The organism is Pseudomonas sp. PB3P13, from assembly GCF_054897735.1.
This window is the reverse complement of sequence record NZ_CM142702.1, coordinates 4,139,532-4,158,628: the sequence shown is the minus strand read 5'-3', so window position 1 is coordinate 4,158,628 and position 19,097 is coordinate 4,139,532. Positions and strand designations below refer to the sequence as shown.

Annotated in this window: 16 protein-coding genes; 14 read left to right on the top strand and 2 right to left on the bottom strand. The window is 60.2% G+C overall.

The features are described 5' to 3' along the window. Positions 1-58 precede the first annotated feature (58 nt). From edd to ACYZT1_RS19095, 11 genes are all read left to right on the top strand, one after another. Entirely contained in the window at positions 59-1,885 is a 1,827-nt protein-coding gene (edd, locus tag ACYZT1_RS19145) for a phosphogluconate dehydratase (protein ID WP_462016222.1), read from the top strand. After that, entirely contained in the window at positions 1,882-2,841 is a 960-nt protein-coding gene (locus tag ACYZT1_RS19140) for a glucokinase (RefSeq protein WP_462016221.1), read from the top strand. Before edd ends, ACYZT1_RS19140 begins: the two co-directional genes overlap by 4 nt. 183 nt (positions 2,842-3,024) lie before the next feature. After that, a complete protein-coding gene (locus tag ACYZT1_RS19135; RefSeq protein ID WP_462016220.1) occupies positions 3,025-3,756 on the top strand; it encodes a response regulator in 732 nt (243 codons plus the stop codon). Continuing rightward, entirely contained in the window at positions 3,746-5,215 is a 1,470-nt protein-coding gene (locus tag ACYZT1_RS19130) for an ATP-binding protein (RefSeq protein WP_462016219.1), read from the top strand. Before ACYZT1_RS19135 ends, ACYZT1_RS19130 begins: the two co-directional genes overlap by 11 nt. Before the next feature lie 303 nt (positions 5,216-5,518). Next, positions 5,519-6,778: a D-mannose isomerase gene (locus tag ACYZT1_RS19125; RefSeq protein WP_462016218.1), complete on the top strand. Its 1,260-nt coding sequence runs from the start codon at positions 5,519-5,521 to the stop codon at positions 6,776-6,778. A gap of 116 nt (positions 6,779-6,894) precedes the next feature. After that, positions 6,895-8,193: an ABC transporter substrate-binding protein gene (locus tag ACYZT1_RS19120; RefSeq protein ID WP_462016217.1), complete on the top strand. Its 1,299-nt coding sequence runs from the start codon at positions 6,895-6,897 to the stop codon at positions 8,191-8,193. Between the two features lie 156 nt (positions 8,194-8,349). Beyond that, positions 8,350-9,258 carry a carbohydrate ABC transporter permease gene (locus tag ACYZT1_RS19115; RefSeq protein WP_339503517.1) on the top strand — a complete coding sequence of 303 codons (909 nt, stop codon included), beginning with the start codon at positions 8,350-8,352 and terminating at the stop codon, positions 9,256-9,258. After that, entirely contained in the window at positions 9,251-10,096 is an 846-nt protein-coding gene (locus tag ACYZT1_RS19110) for a carbohydrate ABC transporter permease (protein ID WP_462016216.1), read from the top strand. The genes ACYZT1_RS19115 and ACYZT1_RS19110 overlap by 8 nt, the downstream gene beginning before the upstream one ends. 3 nt (positions 10,097-10,099) lie before the next feature. After that, positions 10,100-11,260: an ABC transporter ATP-binding protein gene (locus ACYZT1_RS19105; protein ID WP_462016215.1), complete on the top strand. Its 1,161-nt coding sequence runs from the start codon at positions 10,100-10,102 to the stop codon at positions 11,258-11,260. Positions 11,261-11,368: 108 nt separating this feature from the next. Next, positions 11,369-12,715 carry a carbohydrate porin gene (locus ACYZT1_RS19100; protein ID WP_462016214.1) on the top strand — a complete coding sequence of 449 codons (1,347 nt, stop codon included), beginning with the start codon at positions 11,369-11,371 and terminating at the stop codon, positions 12,713-12,715. A 106-nt stretch (positions 12,716-12,821) separates the two neighbouring features. Continuing rightward, on the top strand, positions 12,822-13,676 hold the full coding sequence (locus ACYZT1_RS19095; protein WP_462016213.1) for a D-hexose-6-phosphate mutarotase: 855 nt from the start codon (positions 12,822-12,824) through the stop codon (positions 13,674-13,676). A gap of 147 nt (positions 13,677-13,823) precedes the next feature. Here ACYZT1_RS19095 and ACYZT1_RS19090 read toward each other — a convergent pair whose 3' ends face one another. After that, a complete protein-coding gene (locus ACYZT1_RS19090) occupies positions 13,824-14,684 on the bottom strand; it encodes a MurR/RpiR family transcriptional regulator (RefSeq protein ID WP_462019282.1) in 861 nt (286 codons plus the stop codon). 225 nt (positions 14,685-14,909) lie between these two features. Here ACYZT1_RS19090 and zwf point away from each other — a divergent pair, with 225 nt between their 5' ends. Genes zwf through ACYZT1_RS19075 form a run of 3 tightly spaced genes read left to right on the top strand, consistent with a single transcriptional unit; the run spans position 14,910 to position 17,774 of the window. Beyond that, the gene (zwf, locus tag ACYZT1_RS19085) at positions 14,910-16,379 is read left to right on the top strand and encodes a glucose-6-phosphate dehydrogenase (protein WP_462016212.1); all 1,470 of its coding nucleotides are present in this window, start codon (positions 14,910-14,912) and stop codon (positions 16,377-16,379) included. Next, positions 16,366-17,091 carry a 6-phosphogluconolactonase gene (pgl, locus tag ACYZT1_RS19080; RefSeq protein ID WP_462016211.1) on the top strand — a complete coding sequence of 242 codons (726 nt, stop codon included), beginning with the start codon at positions 16,366-16,368 and terminating at the stop codon, positions 17,089-17,091. Before zwf ends, pgl begins: the two co-directional genes overlap by 14 nt. 17 nt (positions 17,092-17,108) lie before the next feature. Then, entirely contained in the window at positions 17,109-17,774 is a 666-nt protein-coding gene (locus tag ACYZT1_RS19075) for a bifunctional 4-hydroxy-2-oxoglutarate aldolase/2-dehydro-3-deoxy-phosphogluconate aldolase (RefSeq protein WP_462016210.1), read from the top strand. A gap of 127 nt (positions 17,775-17,901) precedes the next feature. Here ACYZT1_RS19075 and ACYZT1_RS19070 read toward each other — a convergent pair whose 3' ends face one another. Then, the gene (locus ACYZT1_RS19070) at positions 17,902-19,080 is read right to left on the bottom strand and encodes an aminotransferase class V-fold PLP-dependent enzyme (protein ID WP_462016209.1); all 1,179 of its coding nucleotides are present in this window, start codon (positions 19,078-19,080) and stop codon (positions 17,902-17,904) included. Between the last annotated feature and the right edge of the window lie 17 nt (positions 19,081-19,097).

The window sequence follows — 19,097 nt, the reverse complement described above, 5'->3', positions numbered from 1 at the left end:
GGCCCTTGGTCAGCATAGACAATCAGGTCGCCACATCCGTTAGCCTGGAGTTCTACACATGCATCCCCGCGTCCTTGAGGTCACCGAACGGCTTATCGCCCGCAGCCGCGCAACACGTGAGGCTTACCTCGCGCTTATCCGCGGTGCTGCCAGCGACGGTCCGATGCGCGGCAAGTTGCAATGCGCCAATTTCGCCCACGGCGTGGCCGGTTGCGGCAGCGATGACAAGCACAACCTGCGGATGATGAACGCAGCCAACATCGCAATTGTTTCGTCATATAACGACATGCTCTCGGCTCACCAGCCGTACGAAGTCTTTCCTGAACAGATCAAGAATGCCCTGCGCGAAATCGGCTCGGTCGGCCAGTTCGCCGGGGGAACGCCGGCCATGTGCGATGGCGTGACGCAGGGTGAGCCGGGCATGGAGCTGAGCCTGCCAAGCCGTGAAGTCATTGCGATGTCCACCGCCGTAGCGTTGTCGCACAACATGTTCGACGGCGCGCTGATGCTCGGCATCTGCGACAAGATCGTTCCGGGCCTGATGATGGGCGCGTTGCGTTTCGGTCACCTGCCGACCATCTTCGTCCCGGGCGGGCCGATGGTTTCGGGTATTTCCAACAAGCAGAAAGCCGATGTGCGCCAGCGTTATGCCGAAGGCAAGGCCACCCGTGAAGAGCTGCTGGAATCGGAAATGAAGTCCTACCACAGCCCCGGAACCTGCACGTTTTACGGCACCGCCAATACCAATCAGTTGCTGATGGAAGTCATGGGCCTGCACTTGCCGGGCGCTTCTTTCGTCAACCCGAACACGCCGCTGCGCGACGCCCTGACCCGTGAAGCGGCGCATCAGGTCACGCGTCTGACCAAACAGAATGGCCACTTCATGCCAATCGGCGAAATCGTCGACGAGCGCTCCCTGGTCAACTCCATTGTCGCGTTGCACGCCACCGGCGGTTCCACCAACCACACCTTGCACATGCCGGCCATCGCCATGGCGGCGGGCATTCAGCTGACCTGGCAGGACATGGCCGACCTTTCGGAAATCGTCCCGACCCTGAGCAATGTCTATCCGAACGGCAAGGCCGATATCAACCACTTCCAGGCGGCGGGCGGGATGTCGTTCCTGATCCGCGAACTGCTCGCAGCCGGGCTGCTGCACGAAAACGTCAACACCGTGCTCGGTCACGGCTTGAGCCGCTACACCCGGGAACCGTTCCTCGATAACGGCGAACTGGTGTGGCGCGAAGGCCCGACTGACAGTCTCGACGAAACCATTCTGCGTCCGGTGTCCCGCGCGTTCTCGCCAGAGGGTGGTTTGCGGGTGATGGAAGGCAACCTTGGTCGCGGCGTGATGAAGGTCTCCGCCGTGGCGCTGGAGAATCAGATTGTCGAAGCACCGGCGATGGTGTTTCAGGATCAACAGGATCTGGCGGATGCATTCAAGGCTGGTCTGCTGGAGAAGGATTTTGTTGCCGTCATGCGCTTCCAGGGGCCGCGTTCCAACGGCATGCCGGAACTGCACAAGATGACGCCGTTCCTGGGTGTGCTGCAGGATCGCGGGTTCAAAGTCGCCCTGGTGACTGACGGGCGCATGTCCGGTGCTTCCGGGAAAATTCCGGCGGCCATTCATGTCAGTCCCGAAGCCTACGTCGGCGGCGCTTTGGCGCGGGTGCAGGAGGGCGATATCATCCGCGTCGATGGCGTCAGAGGCACACTTGAGCTTAAGGTAGACGCCGACGAATTTGCAGCGCGCGAACCTGCCAAAGGCCTGTTGGGCAACAACATCGGCAGCGGTCGCGAACTGTTTGGTTTCATGCGCATGGCCTTCAGCTCCGCAGAGCAGGGCGCCAGCGCCTTCACTTCTGCCCTGGAGACGCTTAATTGAAACTGGCTTTGGTCGGGGACATCGGAGGGACCAACGCACGGTTCGCGTTGTGGAAAAACCAGCAGCTGGAATCCATTCAGGTGCTGGCAACGGCAGACCATGTCAGCCCGGAAGAGGCCATCGCGGTCTACATGACCGGGCTGGGTCTGGAGTTGGGTTCAATCGGTTCGGTGTGCCTGTCGGTGGCAGGTCCGGTGGGCGGTGACGAGTTCAAATTCACCAACAATCACTGGCGACTCAGCCGGAAGAATTTCTGCCGGCTGTTGCAGGTGGATCACCTGATGCTGATCAACGACTTTTCGGCGATGGCGCTGGGCATGACCCGTTTGCAGCCGGACGAGTTTCGCGTGGTCTGCGAAGGCACGCCGCAACCGCTGCGGCCAGCGGCAGTGATCGGCCCGGGCACGGGGCTTGGCGTGGGCACCTTGCTCGACCTTGGCGACGGTCGCTTTGCGGCATTACCGGGCGAGGGCGGGCATGTGGATCTGCCGCTGAGCAGTCCGCGTGAAACCCGGTTGTGGCAGCACATCTTTGACGAGATCGGGCATGTCAGCGCCGAAACGGCTTTGAGTGGCAGCGGTTTGCCGCGTGTCTATCGGGCGATTTGCGCGGTGGACGGCCATGAGCCGGTGCTCGATTCGCCAGAGTCGGTGACCGCTGCCGGTCTGGCCGGCGACCCGGTTGCGCTGGAAGTGCTGGAGCAATTCTGTTGCTGGCTTGGGCGCGTCGCAGGCAACAACGTGCTGACCACGGGCGCACGCGGTGGCGTGTACATCGTCGGTGGCGTGATTCCGCGGTTTGCCGATTTCTTTGTCGAAAGCGGTTTTGCCCGTTGCTTCGCCGACAAGGGCTGCATGAGCGACTACTTCAAAGGCATCCCGGTGTGGCTGGTGACGGCGCCGTATCCCGGGTTGATGGGCGCGGGTGTGGCGCTCGACCAATCCATTCCAGCCTGAACGCAAGCACTGTAGGAGCGAGCTTGCTCGCGAAAAACCTGTGAACGCCGCGGGGTGTCAGGATTGCCGCGTTATCGTTGACGTCCATCGCGAGCGAGCTCGCTCCTACAGTTTTACCGCGGTGTTTGTTGGTTCCGCGCTTAAGGCATAATCCGCCCCACTTCAAACAACAAGGACGCCGCCGTGAGCTCAGTCAACAAGTCGATTTTGTTGGTCGATGACGATCAGGAGATACGCGAGTTGCTGGACACCTACCTGACCCGCGCCGGTTTTCAGGTACGGACCACGCCCGACGGCGCCGGCTTTCGCCAGGCCTTGAACGAGGCACCGAGCGATCTGGTGATTCTCGACGTGATGCTGCCGGATGAAGATGGTTTCAGCTTGTGTCGCTGGGTTCGCCAGCACCCGCGCCAGGCGCAGGTACCGATCATCATGCTCACCGCCAGTTCCGACGAAGCCGACCGCGTCATCGGTCTGGAGCTGGGCGCCGACGATTACCTCGGCAAACCCTTCAGCCCGCGTGAATTGCAGGCGCGCATCAAAGCCTTGTTGCGCCGGGCCCAGTTCGGTCAGGAACGTTCCGGCAGCGAAGTGCTGGCCTTTGACGACTGGCGGCTGGACATGGTCAGCCATCGGCTGTTTCACACCGACGGCGAAGAAGTGATTCTGTCCGGTGCCGATTTTGCCCTGTTGAAACTGTTCCTCGATCACCCGCAGGAAATCCTCGACCGCGACACCATTGGCAACGCCACCCGTGGCCGCGACCTGATGCCGCTGGACCGCATCGTCGACATGGCCGTCAGTCGATTGCGCCAACGCCTGCGCGACACCGATAAACCGCCACGGCTGATCCGCACAGTGCGCGGCAGCGGCTACCAACTGGCAGCCAATGTGGTTGCCAGCAATGGTCACTGATTTTTTCCGCAAACTCGGCGCTAAAGTGCCGGTGCCGCGCTCCCTGCTTGGACGCATGTTGCTGTTGACCTTGCTGGCGGTGCTGTTCGCCCAGGCGCTGTCCAGCGTGATCTGGGTCTCGCAACTGCGCGCCACGCAGCTCGAAGGGCTGGTCACCAGCGCCCGCAGCCTGGCCCATTCGATGACCGCCAGCGTCAGCTATTTTCGCTCGCTGCCGGTGGCCTTCAGGCCGCTGGTGCTCGACCAGTTGCGCAGCATGGGCGGCACCCGATTCGTGGTGACCCTCAATGACAAACCTTTGGGCATGGAAGTGCTGCCGATCACCCCGCGCAAAGCCGCGGTACTCAAAGCCGTGGACGAAGTGCTGCGTCAGTCGCTGGGTCAGAACGCCGACATTTCCGTGACCTTCGTCAGCCCCGAGGACCTGCGGATATTCAACGGCGGATTAAAACTCGATGAATTGCCGCGTTCCTGGGCGCACTACGCGCTAACCCTGGAGCCGGTCAATCCGCCGGTTCTGGTCACACAGATCCAGATGGCGCCAGGCGAATGGCTGTACATCGCCTCGCTGCTGCCCGAACCCTATACCAGTCTTGAAGAGCAAGGGCTGCCCAAGCAACAGGTCTGGTTCATCGTCCTCACCAGCGGGTTTTTGCTGTTGTTCATCGGCGTGCTGGTGCACTGGCAGAGTCGGCCGCTTAAGCGTCTGGCCCGGGCCGCGCGGGAAATGTCGCTGGGCGCGGACGTGCAGCCCGTGGCAGAGGGCGGTGGCAGTGAAGTTGTCGAGGTCGGGCGCGCATTCAATGCGATGCGCGAACGTATCAGCCGGTATCTGACTGAGCGCAGTCAGTTGTTCAGCGCGATTTCCCATGACCTGCGCACGCCGATCACGCGTTTGCGCTTGCGTGTGGAACTGTTGGAGGACGAGAAGCTGCAAGCCAAGTTCGGTCGCGACCTGGATGAGCTGGAATTGCTGGTGAAGGGCGCGCTGCAATGCGTGAAAGACACCGACATTCACGAGAACATCGAACCGGTGGACCTCAACCACGTGCTCGATTGTCTGGTGGAGCCTTATCTTGCGCCCAACGGCAATGGCCGTGTGACCCAGCACGGGCGGGCACTGGCGGCGTATCCGGGCAAACCGCTGGCACTCAAGCGCTGCATCGGCAACCTGATCGACAACGCATTGAAGTATGGGCAGAACGCGCATTTGCACATCGATGATGATGAAAACGCGTTTGTACTGCATGTCGACGACGAAGGTCCGGGCGTGCCTGAACAGCGAATGGAGCAGGTGTTCGAGCCGCACTTTCGCCTGGCCGGGCAGCAGCAGGGTTACGGATTGGGGCTTGGGATAGCGCGCAATATTGCTCACAGTCATGGCGGCGAAGTCAGCCTGCAGAATTTACGCGAAGGCGGGTTGAGAGTGACGTTGCAGTTGCCACGCTCAATCGAGTAACGCACTCCTTGCTGCAAGTGGAATTCCTGTGGCGAGGGGATTTATCGGAATGCCACACCACCCCGTTCGGCTGCGCAGCAGTCGTGATTCCAGCCCCCCCAGGTACACCTGATACACCACAGATCCATTTTTGGGGCGGCTTCGCCACCCAGCGGGGATAAATCCCCTCGCCACAGGAATCACTCGCCGCGATAGTTGTGTAGATGTCACAGTCTGGTGACAAAACCTGCCCGCTTCGTTACAAGCTCGCCATTGCCCGTTGTTTAGACTGCCCTCAGTCATAACAACAAGAAAAGGCACCCCATGGACACCTTCAGACCGGATTTCAGCAGTTGGCTGTACGCGCCCGCCCACCAGCAATGGCTCGCTGCTGAAGGCCTGCGTTTGCTGGACTTCGCCAAAGCCTCGAGGCACCCGGAAGGCTTCGGCAATCTCGATGAAAAGGGCCGCCTCCCGGCCGATGCCCACGCCGAAACCATGAACACCGCGCGCATGACCCACAGCTTTGCCATGGCCCACATTCAGGGCTTGCCGGGTTTTGCCGAGCTGGTCGATCACGGCATTCAAGCGTTGCGCGGGCCGTTGCGCGACGCCGTGCAGGGTGGCTGGTTTGCCACCGCCGAGCATCGCGACGGCAACACCGGCAAGAACGCGTATCTGCATGCGTTCGTCGCACTCGCCGCGAGTTCTGCTGTGGTCGCGCAACGTCCTGGCGCCCAGGCACTACTGGATGACGCCATCGACATCATCGATACCTGGTTCTGGAGCGAAGAGGAGGGCGCGATGCGCGAATCCTTCAATCGCGACTGGAGCGAAGAAGAAAGCTACCGCGGCGCCAACAGCAACATGCACGCCACCGAAGCCTTTCTTGCGCTGGCCGATGTCACCGGGGACAACCACTGGCTCAGCCGGGCGCAGCGGATCGTCGAGCGCGTGATCCATGGGCACGCCGCCGCCAATGATTACCGGGTGGTCGAGCATTTCGACCGTGACTGGAATCCTTTGCGGGACTACAACCGTGACAATCCTGCCGACGGTTTCCGTCCCTACGGCACCACGCCCGGCCATGGTTTCGAATGGGCGCGGCTATTGCTGCACCTCGAAGCGGCGCGGGTGCAGGCCGGGATGCTGACGCCGGGCTGGCTCGCCACCGATGCGCAAAAACTGTTCGAGCACAACTGCCGATACGGCTGGAACATCGACGGCGCGCCGGGGATTGTCTACACCCTCGACTGGGACAATCGCGCGGTGGTCCGTCACCGTCTGCATTGGACCCATTGCGAAGCCAGCGCCGCCGCCAGCGCCTTGTTGAAGCGTACCGGCGATGCGCGATACGAATCCTGGAACCGACTGTTCTGGGAGTTCTGCGAGCAACATTTCATCGACCGCTGCGATGGCAGCTGGCACCACGAGCTCGATCCGCTCAACCGGCCGAGCGCCGATATCTGGTCGGGCAAGCCTGACCTGTATCACGCCTGGCAAGCGTTGCTGATCCCGCGGCTGCCGCTGGCGCCGAGCATGGCAACTGCCTTGGCAGGGTTGGCCCAGAGCGGTTCCATGTAACCATGCGGTGACATTCACGCGTCCCTTCGTTACCTGCGAGGGGATGACTCCTGTTTAGAATCCGTGCAGCGCAAGCACCAGACTTGCATGCATAACAACAAGAAAGGTACTTCCCGATGAACGCGATTTCTCGCCTCGCAACAGTCATTTCTCTCGCCTCCCTGTCTGCGCTTCCGCTCAGTGTGCTTGCCGCCGAATCCAAAGGATCCGTGGAAGTCGTTCACTGGTGGACGTCGGGTGGTGAAAAAGCCGCTGTCGATGTGCTCAAGGCCCAGGTCGAAAAAGACGGCTTCACCTGGAAGGACGGCGCAGTCGCCGGCGGTGGGGGCTCCACGGCCATGACCGTACTCAAAAGCCGCGCAGTGGCCGGTAACCCGCCGGGCGTTGCCCAGATCAAAGGCCCGGACATCCAGGAATGGGGCAGCACCGGCCTGCTCAGCACCGACACCCTGACCGACGTCGCCAAGGCTGAAGGCTGGGATAACCTGCTGATCAAGAAAGTCTCCGACACCGTCAAGTACGAAGGCGATTACGTCGCCGTGCCGGTGAACATTCACCGCGTCAACTGGCTGTGGATTAACCCGCAAGTGTTCAAGAAAGCCGGGATTGAAAAGGCCCCGACCACCCTCGAAGAATTCTATGCAGCCGGCGACAAACTGAAGGCCGCAGGTTTCATTGCGCTGGCCCACGGTGGTCAGCCGTGGCAGGACAGCACTGTGTTTGAAGACGTGGTGCTGTCGGTGATGGGCGCCGACGGTTACAAAAAGGCATTGGTTGATCTCGATCAGAAAACCCTTTCCGGTCCGGAGATGACCAAAGCCTTCACCGAGCTGAAAAAACTCACCGGTTATATGGACCAGAACCGCGCCGGGCGTGACTGGAACATCGCCGCTGCCGATGTCATCAACGGCAAGGCCGGTATGCAGATGATGGGCGACTGGGCGAAAAGCGAATGGACCGCTGCCGGTAAGGTGGCTGGCAAGGACTACCAGTGCGTGCCATTCCCGGGCACCGAAAAAGCCTTCACCTACAACATCGATTCGCTGGCCGTGTTCAAGCTCAAGGCTGATCGCAAGGGCGACATCGCCGCTCAACAAGACCTGGCCAAGGTCGCCCTGGGCAAAGACTTTCAGAAAGTCTTCAGCATCAACAAAGGCTCGATCCCGGTGCGCACCGACATGCTCAACGACATGAGCGCCCTGGGCTTCGATTCCTGCGCACAAACCGCTGCCAAGGATTTCCTGGCAGACGAGAAGACTGGCGGCCTGCAACCGAGCATGGCGCACAACATGGCCACTTCTCTGGCTGTGCAAGGCGCGATCTTTGACGTGGTTACCAACTTCATGAACGACAAGGACGCAGACCCGGCCAAGGCCAGCGGTCAACTGGCGTCGGCGGTCAAAGCTGCCCAGTAATCTCCGGCACTGAGTCATCCCTGTGGGAGCGAGCCTGCTCGCGATAGCTGACTGACATTCAACACCAATGTCGACTGATACACCGCTATCGCGAGCAGGCTCGCTCCCACAAGGGATCAGCGCCGATACCACTCCTTCTTCACCTGGATTATCCCGATGAGTTCTGTGGCGGTTTTCAGCAAAGCCTCACCGTTCGATGCGCTGCAACGCTGGTTACCCAAGTTGGTACTCGCGCCGAGCATGCTCATCGTGTTGGTTGGTTTCTACGGTTACATCATCTGGACATTCGTACTGTCCTTCACCAATTCCAGCTTCATGCCGAGCTACAAATGGGTCGGCCTGCAGCAATACATCCGCCTGATGGACAACGATCGCTGGTGGGTCGCGAGTAAAAACCTCGCCCTTTTCGGCGGCATGTTCATCGGCATCAGCCTTGTCCTTGGCGTGTTCCTTGCCGTGTTGCTCGATCAGCGCATTCGCAAGGAAGGTTTCATTCGCACCGTTTACCTGTACCCGATGGCGCTCTCGATGATCGTCACCGGTACCGCGTGGAAATGGTTGCTCAACCCCGGCCTTGGCCTGGACAAAATGCTGCGCGACTGGGGCTGGGAAGGCTTCCGTCTCGATTGGCTGGTGGATCAGGATCGCGTGGTCTACTGCCTGGTGATTGCTGCCGTCTGGCAAGCCTCGGGGTTTGTCATGGCGATGTTCCTCGCCGGTCTGCGCGGTGTCGATCAGTCGATCATCCGTGCCGCGCAAGTCGACGGTGCAAGCCTGCCGACTATCTACCTGAAGATCGTGCTGCCTAGCCTGCGTCCGGTGTTTTTCAGCGCCTTCATGATCCTTGCGCACATCGCAATCAAGAGCTTCGATCTGGTGGCAGCAATGACCGCGGGTGGTCCGGGTTATTCCTCCGACCTGCCGGCGATGTTCATGTATTCCTTCACCTTCAGCCGTGGCCAGATGGGCATCGGTTCGGCCAGCGCCATGATGATGCTCGGCGCGATCCTGGCGATTCTGGTGCCGTACCTGTACTCCGAGCTGCGAGGCAAACGCCATGACTAATCAACCTGGCAAACCGGCGATCAGCTTGAGCCGCATCGCGATTTACGCAACGTTGTTGCTGGCGGCTGCGATCTATCTGATCCCGCTGGTCGTCATGCTGCTGACCAGTTTCAAAACCCCGGAAGACATCCGCACCGGCAACCTGCTGAGCTGGCCGCAAGTGATTGACGGCATCGGCTGGATCAAAGCCTGGGACACCGTAGGCGGCTACTTCTGGAACTCGGTAAAAATCACCGTGCCGGCTGTTCTGATCTCGACCTTCATCGGCGCGATGAACGGTTACGTGCTGTCGATGTGGCGCTTCCGTGGTTCGCAGCTGTTTTTCGGCTTGTTGCTGTTCGGTTGTTTTCTGCCGTTCCAGACCGTGCTGTTGCCGGCTTCATTCACCCTCGGCAAGTTCGGTCTGGCCAACACCACCACTGGCCTGGTCCTGGTGCACGTCGTCTACGGCCTGGCGTTCACCACGCTGTTTTTCCGCAATTACTACGTGAGCATCCCGGATGCGCTGGTCAAGGCTGCACGGCTGGATGGCGCGGGTTTCTTCACGATCTTCTGGAAGATCCTGCTGCCGATGTCGATCCCGATCGTGATGGTCTGCCTGATCTGGCAGTTCACCCAGATCTGGAATGATTTCCTGTTCGGCGTGGTCTTCGCCAGCGGCGATGCCCAGCCAATTACCGTGGCCCTCAACAACCTGGTCAACACCAGCACCGGGGCCAAGGAATACAACGTTGATATGGCCGCCGCGATGATCGCCGGGCTGCCGACACTGCTGGTCTACATATTTGCTGGCAAGTATTTCCTGCGTGGGCTGACGTCCGGCGCGGTCAAGGGGTAGAACATGGCAACTCTCGAATTACGCAACGTCAACAAGACCTACGGCGCCGGTTTGCCGGACACCTTGAAAAACATCGAATTGAAAATCGATGACGGTGAATTCCTGATTCTGGTCGGCCCGTCCGGCTGCGGTAAATCAACGCTGATGAATTGCATCGCCGGCCTGGAAACCATCAGCGGCGGCGCGATTCTGGTGGACGACGCCGACATCAGCGGCATGAGCCCGAAAGATCGCGACATTGCCATGGTGTTCCAGTCCTACGCGCTGTATCCGACCATGAGCGTGCGCGACAACATTGCGTTCGGCCTGAAGATTCGCAAGATGCCGGCCGCCGACATCGACGAGGAAGTCGCGCGGGTGGCCAAGCTGCTGCAGATCGAACACCTGCTGAACCGCAAGCCGGGCCAGCTTTCCGGCGGCCAGCAACAGCGCGTGGCGATGGGCCGTGCCCTGGCGCGTCGACCTAAGATTTACCTGTTCGACGAACCCCTCTCCAACCTCGACGCCAAGCTGCGCGTCGAGATGCGCACCGAAATGAAACTGATGCACCAGCGCCTGAAAACCACCACGGTCTACGTGACCCACGACCAGATCGAAGCCATGACGCTGGGCGACAAAGTGGCGGTGATGAAGGACGGGATCATTCAGCAGTTCGGCACGCCAAAAGACATCTACAACAACCCGGCCAACCTGTTTGTAGCGAGCTTCATCGGTTCGCCGCCGATGAACTTCATTCCCCTGCGCCTGCAGCGCAAGGAGGGTCGCCTGATGGCGCTGCTCGACAGCGGTCAGGCGCGTTGCGAGCTGCCATTGGGCATGCAGGACGCCGGGCTGGAAGATCGCGAAGTGATCCTCGGCATGCGCCCGGAGCAGATCGTGCTCGCGGTTGGCGAACCGAATGGTTTGCCGACCATTCGCGCAGAAGTCCAGGTCACCGAACCGACCGGTCCCGACACGCTGGTGTTCGTCAATCTCAACGGTACCAAGGTCTGCTGCCGTCTGGCGCCGGATGTCGCGCCGGCCGTGGGCGAGACCCTGACGTTGCAGTTCGACCCGTCGAAAGTGCTGCTGTTCGATGCCAACACCGGGGAGCGTCTGGGCGTGGCGGGCAAGCCACAACCTGAAATTCACGTTGCCAACGTCACCCAATTCAAAGGCCGATAGCGAATCACTGTAGGAAAGACGAACTCGTGGTGGTTGGAGACGCCGCCGCAACCGATGTAAACCGCGTTAGATAAAAACAGTTAATAACAATAAAACGAGGATGTAGGGATGAAGAAGAACAACAACGCCCAACTGATCTGCCAGTTGTCGGCGATTGCGGCAATGACCCTGGCAGGCAGCGTGCACGCTGCCGAGGCGTTCAGTCCGGAATCGAAATGGATGACGGGTGATTGGGGCGGTGAACGGACCAAACTGATTGATGCCGGTTACGATTTCCAGATCGAGTACGTCGGGGAAGTCGGCTCCAACCTCAAGGGCGGTTACAACGACGACACGACCGCGCGCTACAGCGACCAGTTTGCCTTCGGGGCAAAACTGGACCTGGAAAAAATCTTCGGCTGGAACGATGCCGAATTCAAACTGGCGATCACCGAGCGTAGTGGCCGCAACATTTCCAACGACCGCATCGGCGATCCGCGTGCCGGTACTTTCAGTTCTTCGCAAGAAGTCTGGGGGCGCGGCCAGACCTGGCGTCTGACGCAGTTGTGGGTCAAGCAAAAGTACTTCGACGGCGCACTCGACGTGAAGGCCGGTTACTTCGGCGAAGGCGAAGATTTCAACAGCTTCCCGTGCGACTTCCAGAACCTGGCGTTCTGCGGCTCGCAAGTGGGTAACTGGGTCGGTGGCATCTGGTACAACTGGCCGGTCAGCCAGGCCGCAATCCGCGTGAAGTACAACATCAACGATGAGCTCTACGCGCAGATCGGCGCGTACAACCAGAACCCGTCGCAGCTGGAAACCGGCAACGGCTTCAAGCTCAGTGGCAGCGGCACCAAAGGCACAATCATTCCGGTCGAACTGGTCTGGTCGCCCAACGTCAACAGCCTGCCAGGCGAATACCGTGTCGGTTACTACAAAAGTACCGCCAAGGCCGACGACGTTCGTGAAGATGCCAACGGCAATGATGCGGCTGTCAGCGGCGACGCTTACCGCAGTCACAGCAGCAAGTCCGGTTACTGGTTCGTTGCCCAGCAACAGCTGACCGACCATAACGGCGACAAGAGCCGTGGCCTGAGCATCGCTGCAAACGCCACCTTCCACGACAAGGACACCAACACGGTCGACAACTATCAGAACCTGATGTTGACCTACAAAGGTCCTTTCAACGCCCGTCCGAAGGACGATGTCGGCATCGGTATCGCGCGCATTCACGTCAACGAAGATGCGCAGAAGAATCGCAAGCTGATCAACGGCGTCAACGGTATCGACGACTACGACAACCCAAGCTTCCTGCCGATCCAGGACACCGAATACAACGCTGAAATCAACTATGGTTTCCACGTCACCAACTGGCTGACCGTGCGTCCCAACCTGCAATACGTGAAACACCCGGGCGGGGTTGATCAGGTCGATGACGCGATCGTCGCCGGCCTGAAAATTCAGTCGGTGTTCTAACGCTGGTGCGATAAGCTCCTCTCTATGTGCGCATTTGTGCGGACGGCCCAGGCTGTCCGCTTTTTTTTTGGGCTGGCACAGCCGATGATTTTCAGGACCGTGGCACATGCATGAGCATCCGCTTCAACGCTTCTTCAAATCCTTGCGTGCACGTCCGGTATTTGCCTGGGAGCGCTATCAGCTGCGCGATGTCCTCGTAATCGATCACCCGCTGTGTCAGGCGGTTTTCAGCCGACAGGGGGCGCAGTTGTTGCACTTTCAGCCGCGTGGACAGAAGCCCTGGCTTTGGTGCGCGGCGAAATGGCCGCATGTCGGTGCCATTCGCGGTGGCGTGCCGGTGTGCTGGCCCTGGTATGGGCGGCATCCGAGCGAAAACGCCTGGCCGTCCCACGGCTGGGCGCGGCTGCTCGACTGGAAACTGATGGACAGCAGTCACGACGAGCAGGGCGTGCGATTGCATTGGCAGTTGCAACTGTGTGATTGGCAGGCGGACCTGCATGCGCACCTGGGCGAACGCCTGGAATTGCGCCTGAGCACGGAGCATCAAGACAGCCTGCCGTGCCAGTTGAGTCAGGCGTTGCATGCCTATTGGCGTATTGGCGATGTCGGTGAGGTAGCGCTGTCTGGACTCGAAGGCGCGCAGGGATATGACCAATTGAATCGTCAGGCGTGTCAGCAGGAAGGCGAGTTGCGGGTTGAGGGCGGCTGTCAGCGGGTGTTTCAGCACGATGGCGAATTGCAGCTCAAGGATCACGCCTGGCAGCGCCAGTTATGCATCGATACCGGTGACGATGGCGAGACGGTGGTCTGGCACCCCGGAACGCGACCGTTGCTGGGGGTGAGCTGGAACGAGATTTCAGAGTTTGTCTGCGTGGAAGCGGCGAGCGGCGGCACCGACAGCTTGAGTCTGGCACCGGGGCAGCAAGCGCATCTGAGTCTGCAGGCGCGGGTAGGGGTTTAGCTCGAGATCAGCGGTGTTGTAGCGGCCGCCATCGCGAGCAGGCTCACTCCTACAAGGATTTGTGGTGGTCACACATGTTGCGACCCATGAAGATCCACTGTGGGAGTGAGCCTGCTCGCGATGAGGCCGGGTCAGGCAACGAAGGGGTTAATTAAACTCATCCCCCACCGGATACCGACTGGCGTTCAAGCTCTCTTTGATCTTGCGCAAATGCGGCTGGAAGTCCACGCCACGGCGCAAGGTCATGCCGGTCGCCAACACGTCCAGCACTGTCAGCTGAATGATCCGCGAGGTCATCGGCATATAGATGTCGGTGTCTTCCGGTAGCGGAATGTTCAGGCTCAGCGTACTGGCCTTGGCCAGTGGTGATCCCTCGGCGGTCAAGCCCAACACCGAAGCGCCGTTCTCCCGGGCGATGCGCGCCACTTCCACCAGCTCGCGGGTGCGCCCGGTGTAGGAAATGATCACGAACAATTCGCCGGTGTGCGCGACCGAGGCAATCATGCGCTGCATCAGCACATCGGCATGGGCGGTGACGGCCAGGTTGAAGCGGAAGAATTTGTGTTGCGCATCCAGCGCCACCGGGGCCGAGGCGCCGAGGCCGAAGAAGTGGATCTGGCGCGCCTGGATCAGCAGATCGACGGCGCGGCTGACCAGGTTGGGGTCCAGCGCCTGCAAGGCGCTGTCAAGCGAAGCGATGGCACTGCCGAAAATCTTCTTGGTGTACGCTTCCGGGTTGTCATCGGCTTCGACCGCACGACTGACATAGGCGGCGCCGCTGGCCAGGCTCTGAGCCAGTTGCAGCTTGAGTTCCGGATAGCCGCTAACCCCGAATGAACGGCAGAAACGGTTGACCGTCGGCTCGCTGACTTTCGACGCCTGGGCGAGGGCAGCGATGCTGAACCGGGTGGCCTGCTGGGGGTTGAGCAGGATCACTTCGGCGACTTTGCGTTCTGCCTTGTTCAGGTCTTCAAGGCGATTCTGGATCTGTTCCAGGAGATTTCGCACGCGGTCCATAGTTGTTCCTTGATTCACCTACAAAAAAGACGCCCTGCCATGCAAATTGAGCCTTTGATGCGGCCCGTGGCGGTGGCCTATCCTACTGATGGCTCCGACCGACCACCACTCGGAATCTGCATTTTGGGTAAATGTTGTGGTTATTACTACATTTTCCCTTGAGTGATGCCTTGAAAAAAGGTATTTGTAGCTTAACTTGATAAAAGAACAAACATCATGCCTTCGATTACGGTTGAACCGTGCACATTTGCCTTGTTCGGCGCGCTCGGCGATCTCGCTTTGCGCAAGCTGTTTCCTGCGCTCTACCAGCTGGATGGCGCAGGCTTGCTTCATGAGGACACGCGCGTCATCGCGCTGGCCCGTGAGCCTGGCAGCGAGCAGGAGCATCTGGCGTTCATCACCTCCGAGCTGCGCCGCTACGTCGGTGAAAAGGAGCTGGACGAAGCGGTGCTCGATCGCTTCCTCGCGCGCTTGAGCTATTTGCACGTCGACTTTCTCAAGGCTGACGATTATGTCGCCCTCGCTGAAGCAGCAGGTTCTGCTCAGCAGGTGATCGCCTACTTCGCGACCCCGGCGGCGGTGTATGGCGCAATCTGCGAAAACCTGTCGAAGGTCGGCCTCGCTGAAAACACCCGCGTGGTCCTGGAAAAACCAATCGGCTCGGACCTTGAATCCTCGCGCACCGTCAATGACGCCGTGGCGCAATTCTTCCCGGAAAACCGCACCTATCGCATCGACCATTACCTGGGCAAGGAAACCGTTCAGAACCTGATCGCCCTGCGGTTTGCCAACAGCCTGTTCGAAACCCAGTGGAACCAGAATTACATCTCCCACGTGGAAATCACCGTGGCCGAGAAGGTCGGCATCGAAGGTCGCTGGGGCTATTTCGACAAGGCCGGCCAGTTGCGCGACATGATCCAGAATCACTTGCTGCAGCTGCTCTGCCTGATCGCCATGGACCCGCCGGCCGACCTTTCCGCCGACAGCATTCGCGACGAAAAAGTAAAAGTGCTGAAGGCGTTGGCGCCGATCAGCCCGGAGGGCCTGACCACACAAGTGGTGCGCGGCCAGTACATTGCCGGTTACAGCGAAGGCAAACCGGTACCGGGCTATCTGGAAGAGCCCAATTCCAACACCCAGAGCGACACCGAAACCTTCGTCGCCCTGCGTGCCGACATCCGCAACTGGCGTTGGGCCGGTGTGCCGTTTTACCTGCGGACCGGCAAGCGCATGCCGCAGAAGCTGTCGCAGATCGTCATCCACTTCAAGGAACCGTCGCATTACATTTTCGCTCCCGAGCAGCGCCTGCAAATCAGCAACAAGCTGATTATCCGCCTGCAACCCGACGAAGGCATTTCCTTGCGCGTGATGACCAAAGAGCAAGGCCTGGACAAGGGCATGCAGCTGCGCAGTGGTCCATTGCAGCTGAATTTTTCCGACACCTGGCGTAGCGCACGGATCCCCGATGCGTACGAGCGGTTGTTGCTGGAAGTGATGCGTGGCAATCAGAACCTGTTTGTCCGTAAAGATGAAATCGAAGCCGCGTGGAAGTGGTGTGACCAGTTGATCGCCGGGTGGAAAAAGTCCGGTGACGCGCCCAAGCCGTACGCGGCGGGGTCATGGGGGCCGATGAGCTCCATTGCATTGATCACGCGGGATGGGAGGTCGTGGTATGGCGATATCTGAATTGAAACTGTCTCAGGGCCTGCCTCCGGGTGTAACTGCCCATGCGTTCAAGAGCCCGGTGTTGTTGGCCGAGGGTCTGGCGCTGAAGGTGGCCAAAGAGCTGAGCGATGCGATCGACGCCCGAGGCACCGCCACGCTGGTGGTGTCCGGTGGACGCAGTCCGGTGGCATTTTTCCAGCATCTGGCGAAGCAGACACTGGATTGGTCAAACGTGGTCATCAGCCTGGCGGACGAACGTTGGATCCCGGTCGAGCACGCCGACAGCAATGCCGGTCTGATCAAGCGTTACCTGCTGCAGGGGCCGGTGGCCAGGGCGCAATTTTTGAGCTTGTACAGCGCCGCTGCCAATGTCGAACAGGCCGCTGAACACGCTGATCGCTTGCTCGGCGAATTGCCGCCGATCGACGTGCTGATACTCGGCATGGGCGATGACGGTCATACCGCCTCGCTGTTTCCCGACAGCCCGAATCTGGCCGACGCATTGAAGGCTGATGGCAGCCGTCGCTGCTGGCCAATGCTGGCGCCAACGGTGCCGCACCAACGCCTGACCATGAGTCGCGCGCTGCTGGCGTCAGCCAGGCACAAGGTTCTGTCGATTTCCGGTCAGTCCAAACTGACCACCCTGAGCGCCGCTCTGGCCGGTGACGATGTCGCCGCCATGCCGATTCGCGCGTTTCTGCAACCTACGTTAGAGATTTACTGGTGCCCATGAGCCAAGGATCAGCCGCTATGACAAACCCAGCCCCGACCGTTTCCATGGCGGATAAAGTTGCCCTGATCGACAGCCTCTGCGCCAAGGCGCGGATTCTGCCGGTGATCACCATCGCCCGCGAGCAGGATATCCTGCCGCTGGCTGACGCTCTGGCGGCCGGTGGCCTGACCGCGCTGGAAGTGACCCTGCGTTCTCAGTACGGGCTCAAAGCGATCCGGATTCTGCGCGAGCAACGTCCGGAACTGGTGACCGGCGCCGGCACCGTGCTTGACCGCGATATGCTCGCCGCTGCCGAAGCGGCAGGTTCGCAGTTCATCGTAACGCCGGGTATTACGCGTGATTTGCTCGAAGCCAGCATCGACAGCCCGATCCCGCTGTTGCCCGGTATCAGCAACGCTTCCGGGATCATGGAAGGCTATGGCCTGGGCTATCGCCGCTTCAAGTTGTTCCCGGCAGAAGTCAGCGGTGGCGTCGCAGCCATCAAGGCGCTGGGCGGCCCGTTCGGCGAAGTGAAATTCTGCCCGACCGGTGGCGTCAGCCCGGCCAATATCAACAGCTACATGGCACTGAAAAACGTCATGTGCGTGGGCGGTAGCTGGATGCTTGACCCCGAGTGGATCAGGAACGGCGACTGGGCCCGCATTCAGGAATGCACCGCCGAGGCACTGGCGCTGCTGGACTGATCGCTTAACCCGACACTTCGTTGTGTGTTCTACGGCTTTAACGGTGCGCTTGGTCGGCGCACCGTTTTTTTTTGCCCGCAAATAGAGACTCGCAAAAATCGACATAATCTGGCATTGCAGATTGAACTCAGCGCAGTTCGTCGAGCGCTTTGCCCAGCAGGTGCATATCGTCGGCGCTGCTGATGAGTCCCGGCGTGATCCGGATGCACGGACCACAGGCCGCACCGTCGCGCACGATGGTAAACAGGTTGTACTCGTTGAGCAGTCGCTCGACCATGATCTGCTGATCGGCATGCCGGGTAAAACGCAGTGAGGTGATGCCGCAATACAGGCGCGGATCATCCGGCGTCAGGACTTCGATGCCCGGCAAATCGCGCACCGCGCTCACCCAAAGGTTGCGCAGGTAATTGAGTCGCGCGCCTTTGGCTGCCGCACCGCCCAACGCAGTGTGTTCTTCGAACACCAGCGGCAAGGTCAGCAGCGCCGGGATGTTGGGCGTGCTGTGTGGCGTGCGGGCGCGGATGTCGCTGATCGGATAATGCGTCTCGGCCATGTCGGGGTCGATGTCGGCGAGTCGCTCGCGGGCGATGTAGACAAATCCGAGGGTCAGCGGTGCACCGATCCACTTGTGCAGATTGAAGCCGGCGAACGCGATACCCAGGTCGCTGAGGTTGAACTCGATCTGCCCCAGGGCATGCGCGCCGTCGAGGATGACATCGATGCCGTGCTCCTTGGCGGCGGCGGCAATTGCCCGCACCGGCATGACCAGGCCGGTGCGGTGTGTCACGTGGGTCAGTGCCATCAATTTAAGGCGCGGATGACGCGCGAAGATCTCGCTGTAGGTGCTCAGCAAACCGTCGTAAGTGGCGGGGTGAGTGTGTTCGATCTCGATGATTTCGGCGCCACGATTACGCGCCAGCCAGCGCATGGCGCTTTTGACCGTATCGTATTCCAGGTCGCAGATCAGTACCTGATCGCCTGGCTTGAGCAGGTTGTAGTTGCGAATCAGCGATTGCAAACCGTCGGTGGCGTTGCGGGTGAGGGCGATGGTGTCCTCGGGGGCATCGATCAGCCCGGCAAGTGCGGCGCGAATCGTCAGGCTTTCATCCTCGAAGCGCTGGCGAACATGAACCGAGTTGCTGCGGTTGATGAACTCGATGTTGCGCTGATATTCCTCGACCACGGTGCGCGACATGCGCCCGAAGTAGCCGTTTTCCAGATTGACCGGGCCCGGTCCCATGTCGTAGCGGTCGGCGAAGGTGTGCCAGAAGTGTTCATCACGGGCGCGGCGGGTGTTCTCGGGCATGGTTGACTCGATCAAGT

What these genes read in the sequence shown, in the direction of transcription:
- edd (WP_462016222.1), top strand. Translation starts at nt 59, where the DNA reads ATGCATCCCCGCGTCCTTGAGGTCACCGAACGGCTTATCGCCCGCAGC.
- ACYZT1_RS19075 (WP_462016210.1), top strand. Translation starts at nt 17,109, where the DNA reads ATGACAAACCCAGCCCCGACCGTTTCCATGGCGGATAAAGTTGCCCTG.
- ACYZT1_RS19105 (WP_462016215.1), top strand. Translation starts at nt 10,100, where the DNA reads ATGGCAACTCTCGAATTACGCAACGTCAACAAGACCTACGGCGCCGGT.
- ACYZT1_RS19095 (WP_462016213.1), top strand. Translation starts at nt 12,822, where the DNA reads ATGCATGAGCATCCGCTTCAACGCTTCTTCAAATCCTTGCGTGCACGT.
- pgl (WP_462016211.1), top strand. Translation starts at nt 16,366, where the DNA reads ATGGCGATATCTGAATTGAAACTGTCTCAGGGCCTGCCTCCGGGTGTA.
- ACYZT1_RS19130 (WP_462016219.1), top strand. Translation starts at nt 3,746, where the DNA reads ATGGTCACTGATTTTTTCCGCAAACTCGGCGCTAAAGTGCCGGTGCCG.
- ACYZT1_RS19125 (WP_462016218.1), top strand. Translation starts at nt 5,519, where the DNA reads ATGGACACCTTCAGACCGGATTTCAGCAGTTGGCTGTACGCGCCCGCC.
- ACYZT1_RS19070 (WP_462016209.1), bottom strand. Translation starts at nt 19,080, where the DNA reads ATGCCCGAGAACACCCGCCGCGCCCGTGATGAACACTTCTGGCACACC.
- ACYZT1_RS19110 (WP_462016216.1), top strand. Translation starts at nt 9,251, where the DNA reads ATGACTAATCAACCTGGCAAACCGGCGATCAGCTTGAGCCGCATCGCG.
- zwf (WP_462016212.1), top strand. Translation starts at nt 14,910, where the DNA reads ATGCCTTCGATTACGGTTGAACCGTGCACATTTGCCTTGTTCGGCGCG.
- ACYZT1_RS19100 (WP_462016214.1), top strand. Translation starts at nt 11,369, where the DNA reads ATGAAGAAGAACAACAACGCCCAACTGATCTGCCAGTTGTCGGCGATT.
- ACYZT1_RS19115 (WP_339503517.1), top strand. Translation starts at nt 8,350, where the DNA reads ATGAGTTCTGTGGCGGTTTTCAGCAAAGCCTCACCGTTCGATGCGCTG.
- ACYZT1_RS19120 (WP_462016217.1), top strand. Translation starts at nt 6,895, where the DNA reads ATGAACGCGATTTCTCGCCTCGCAACAGTCATTTCTCTCGCCTCCCTG.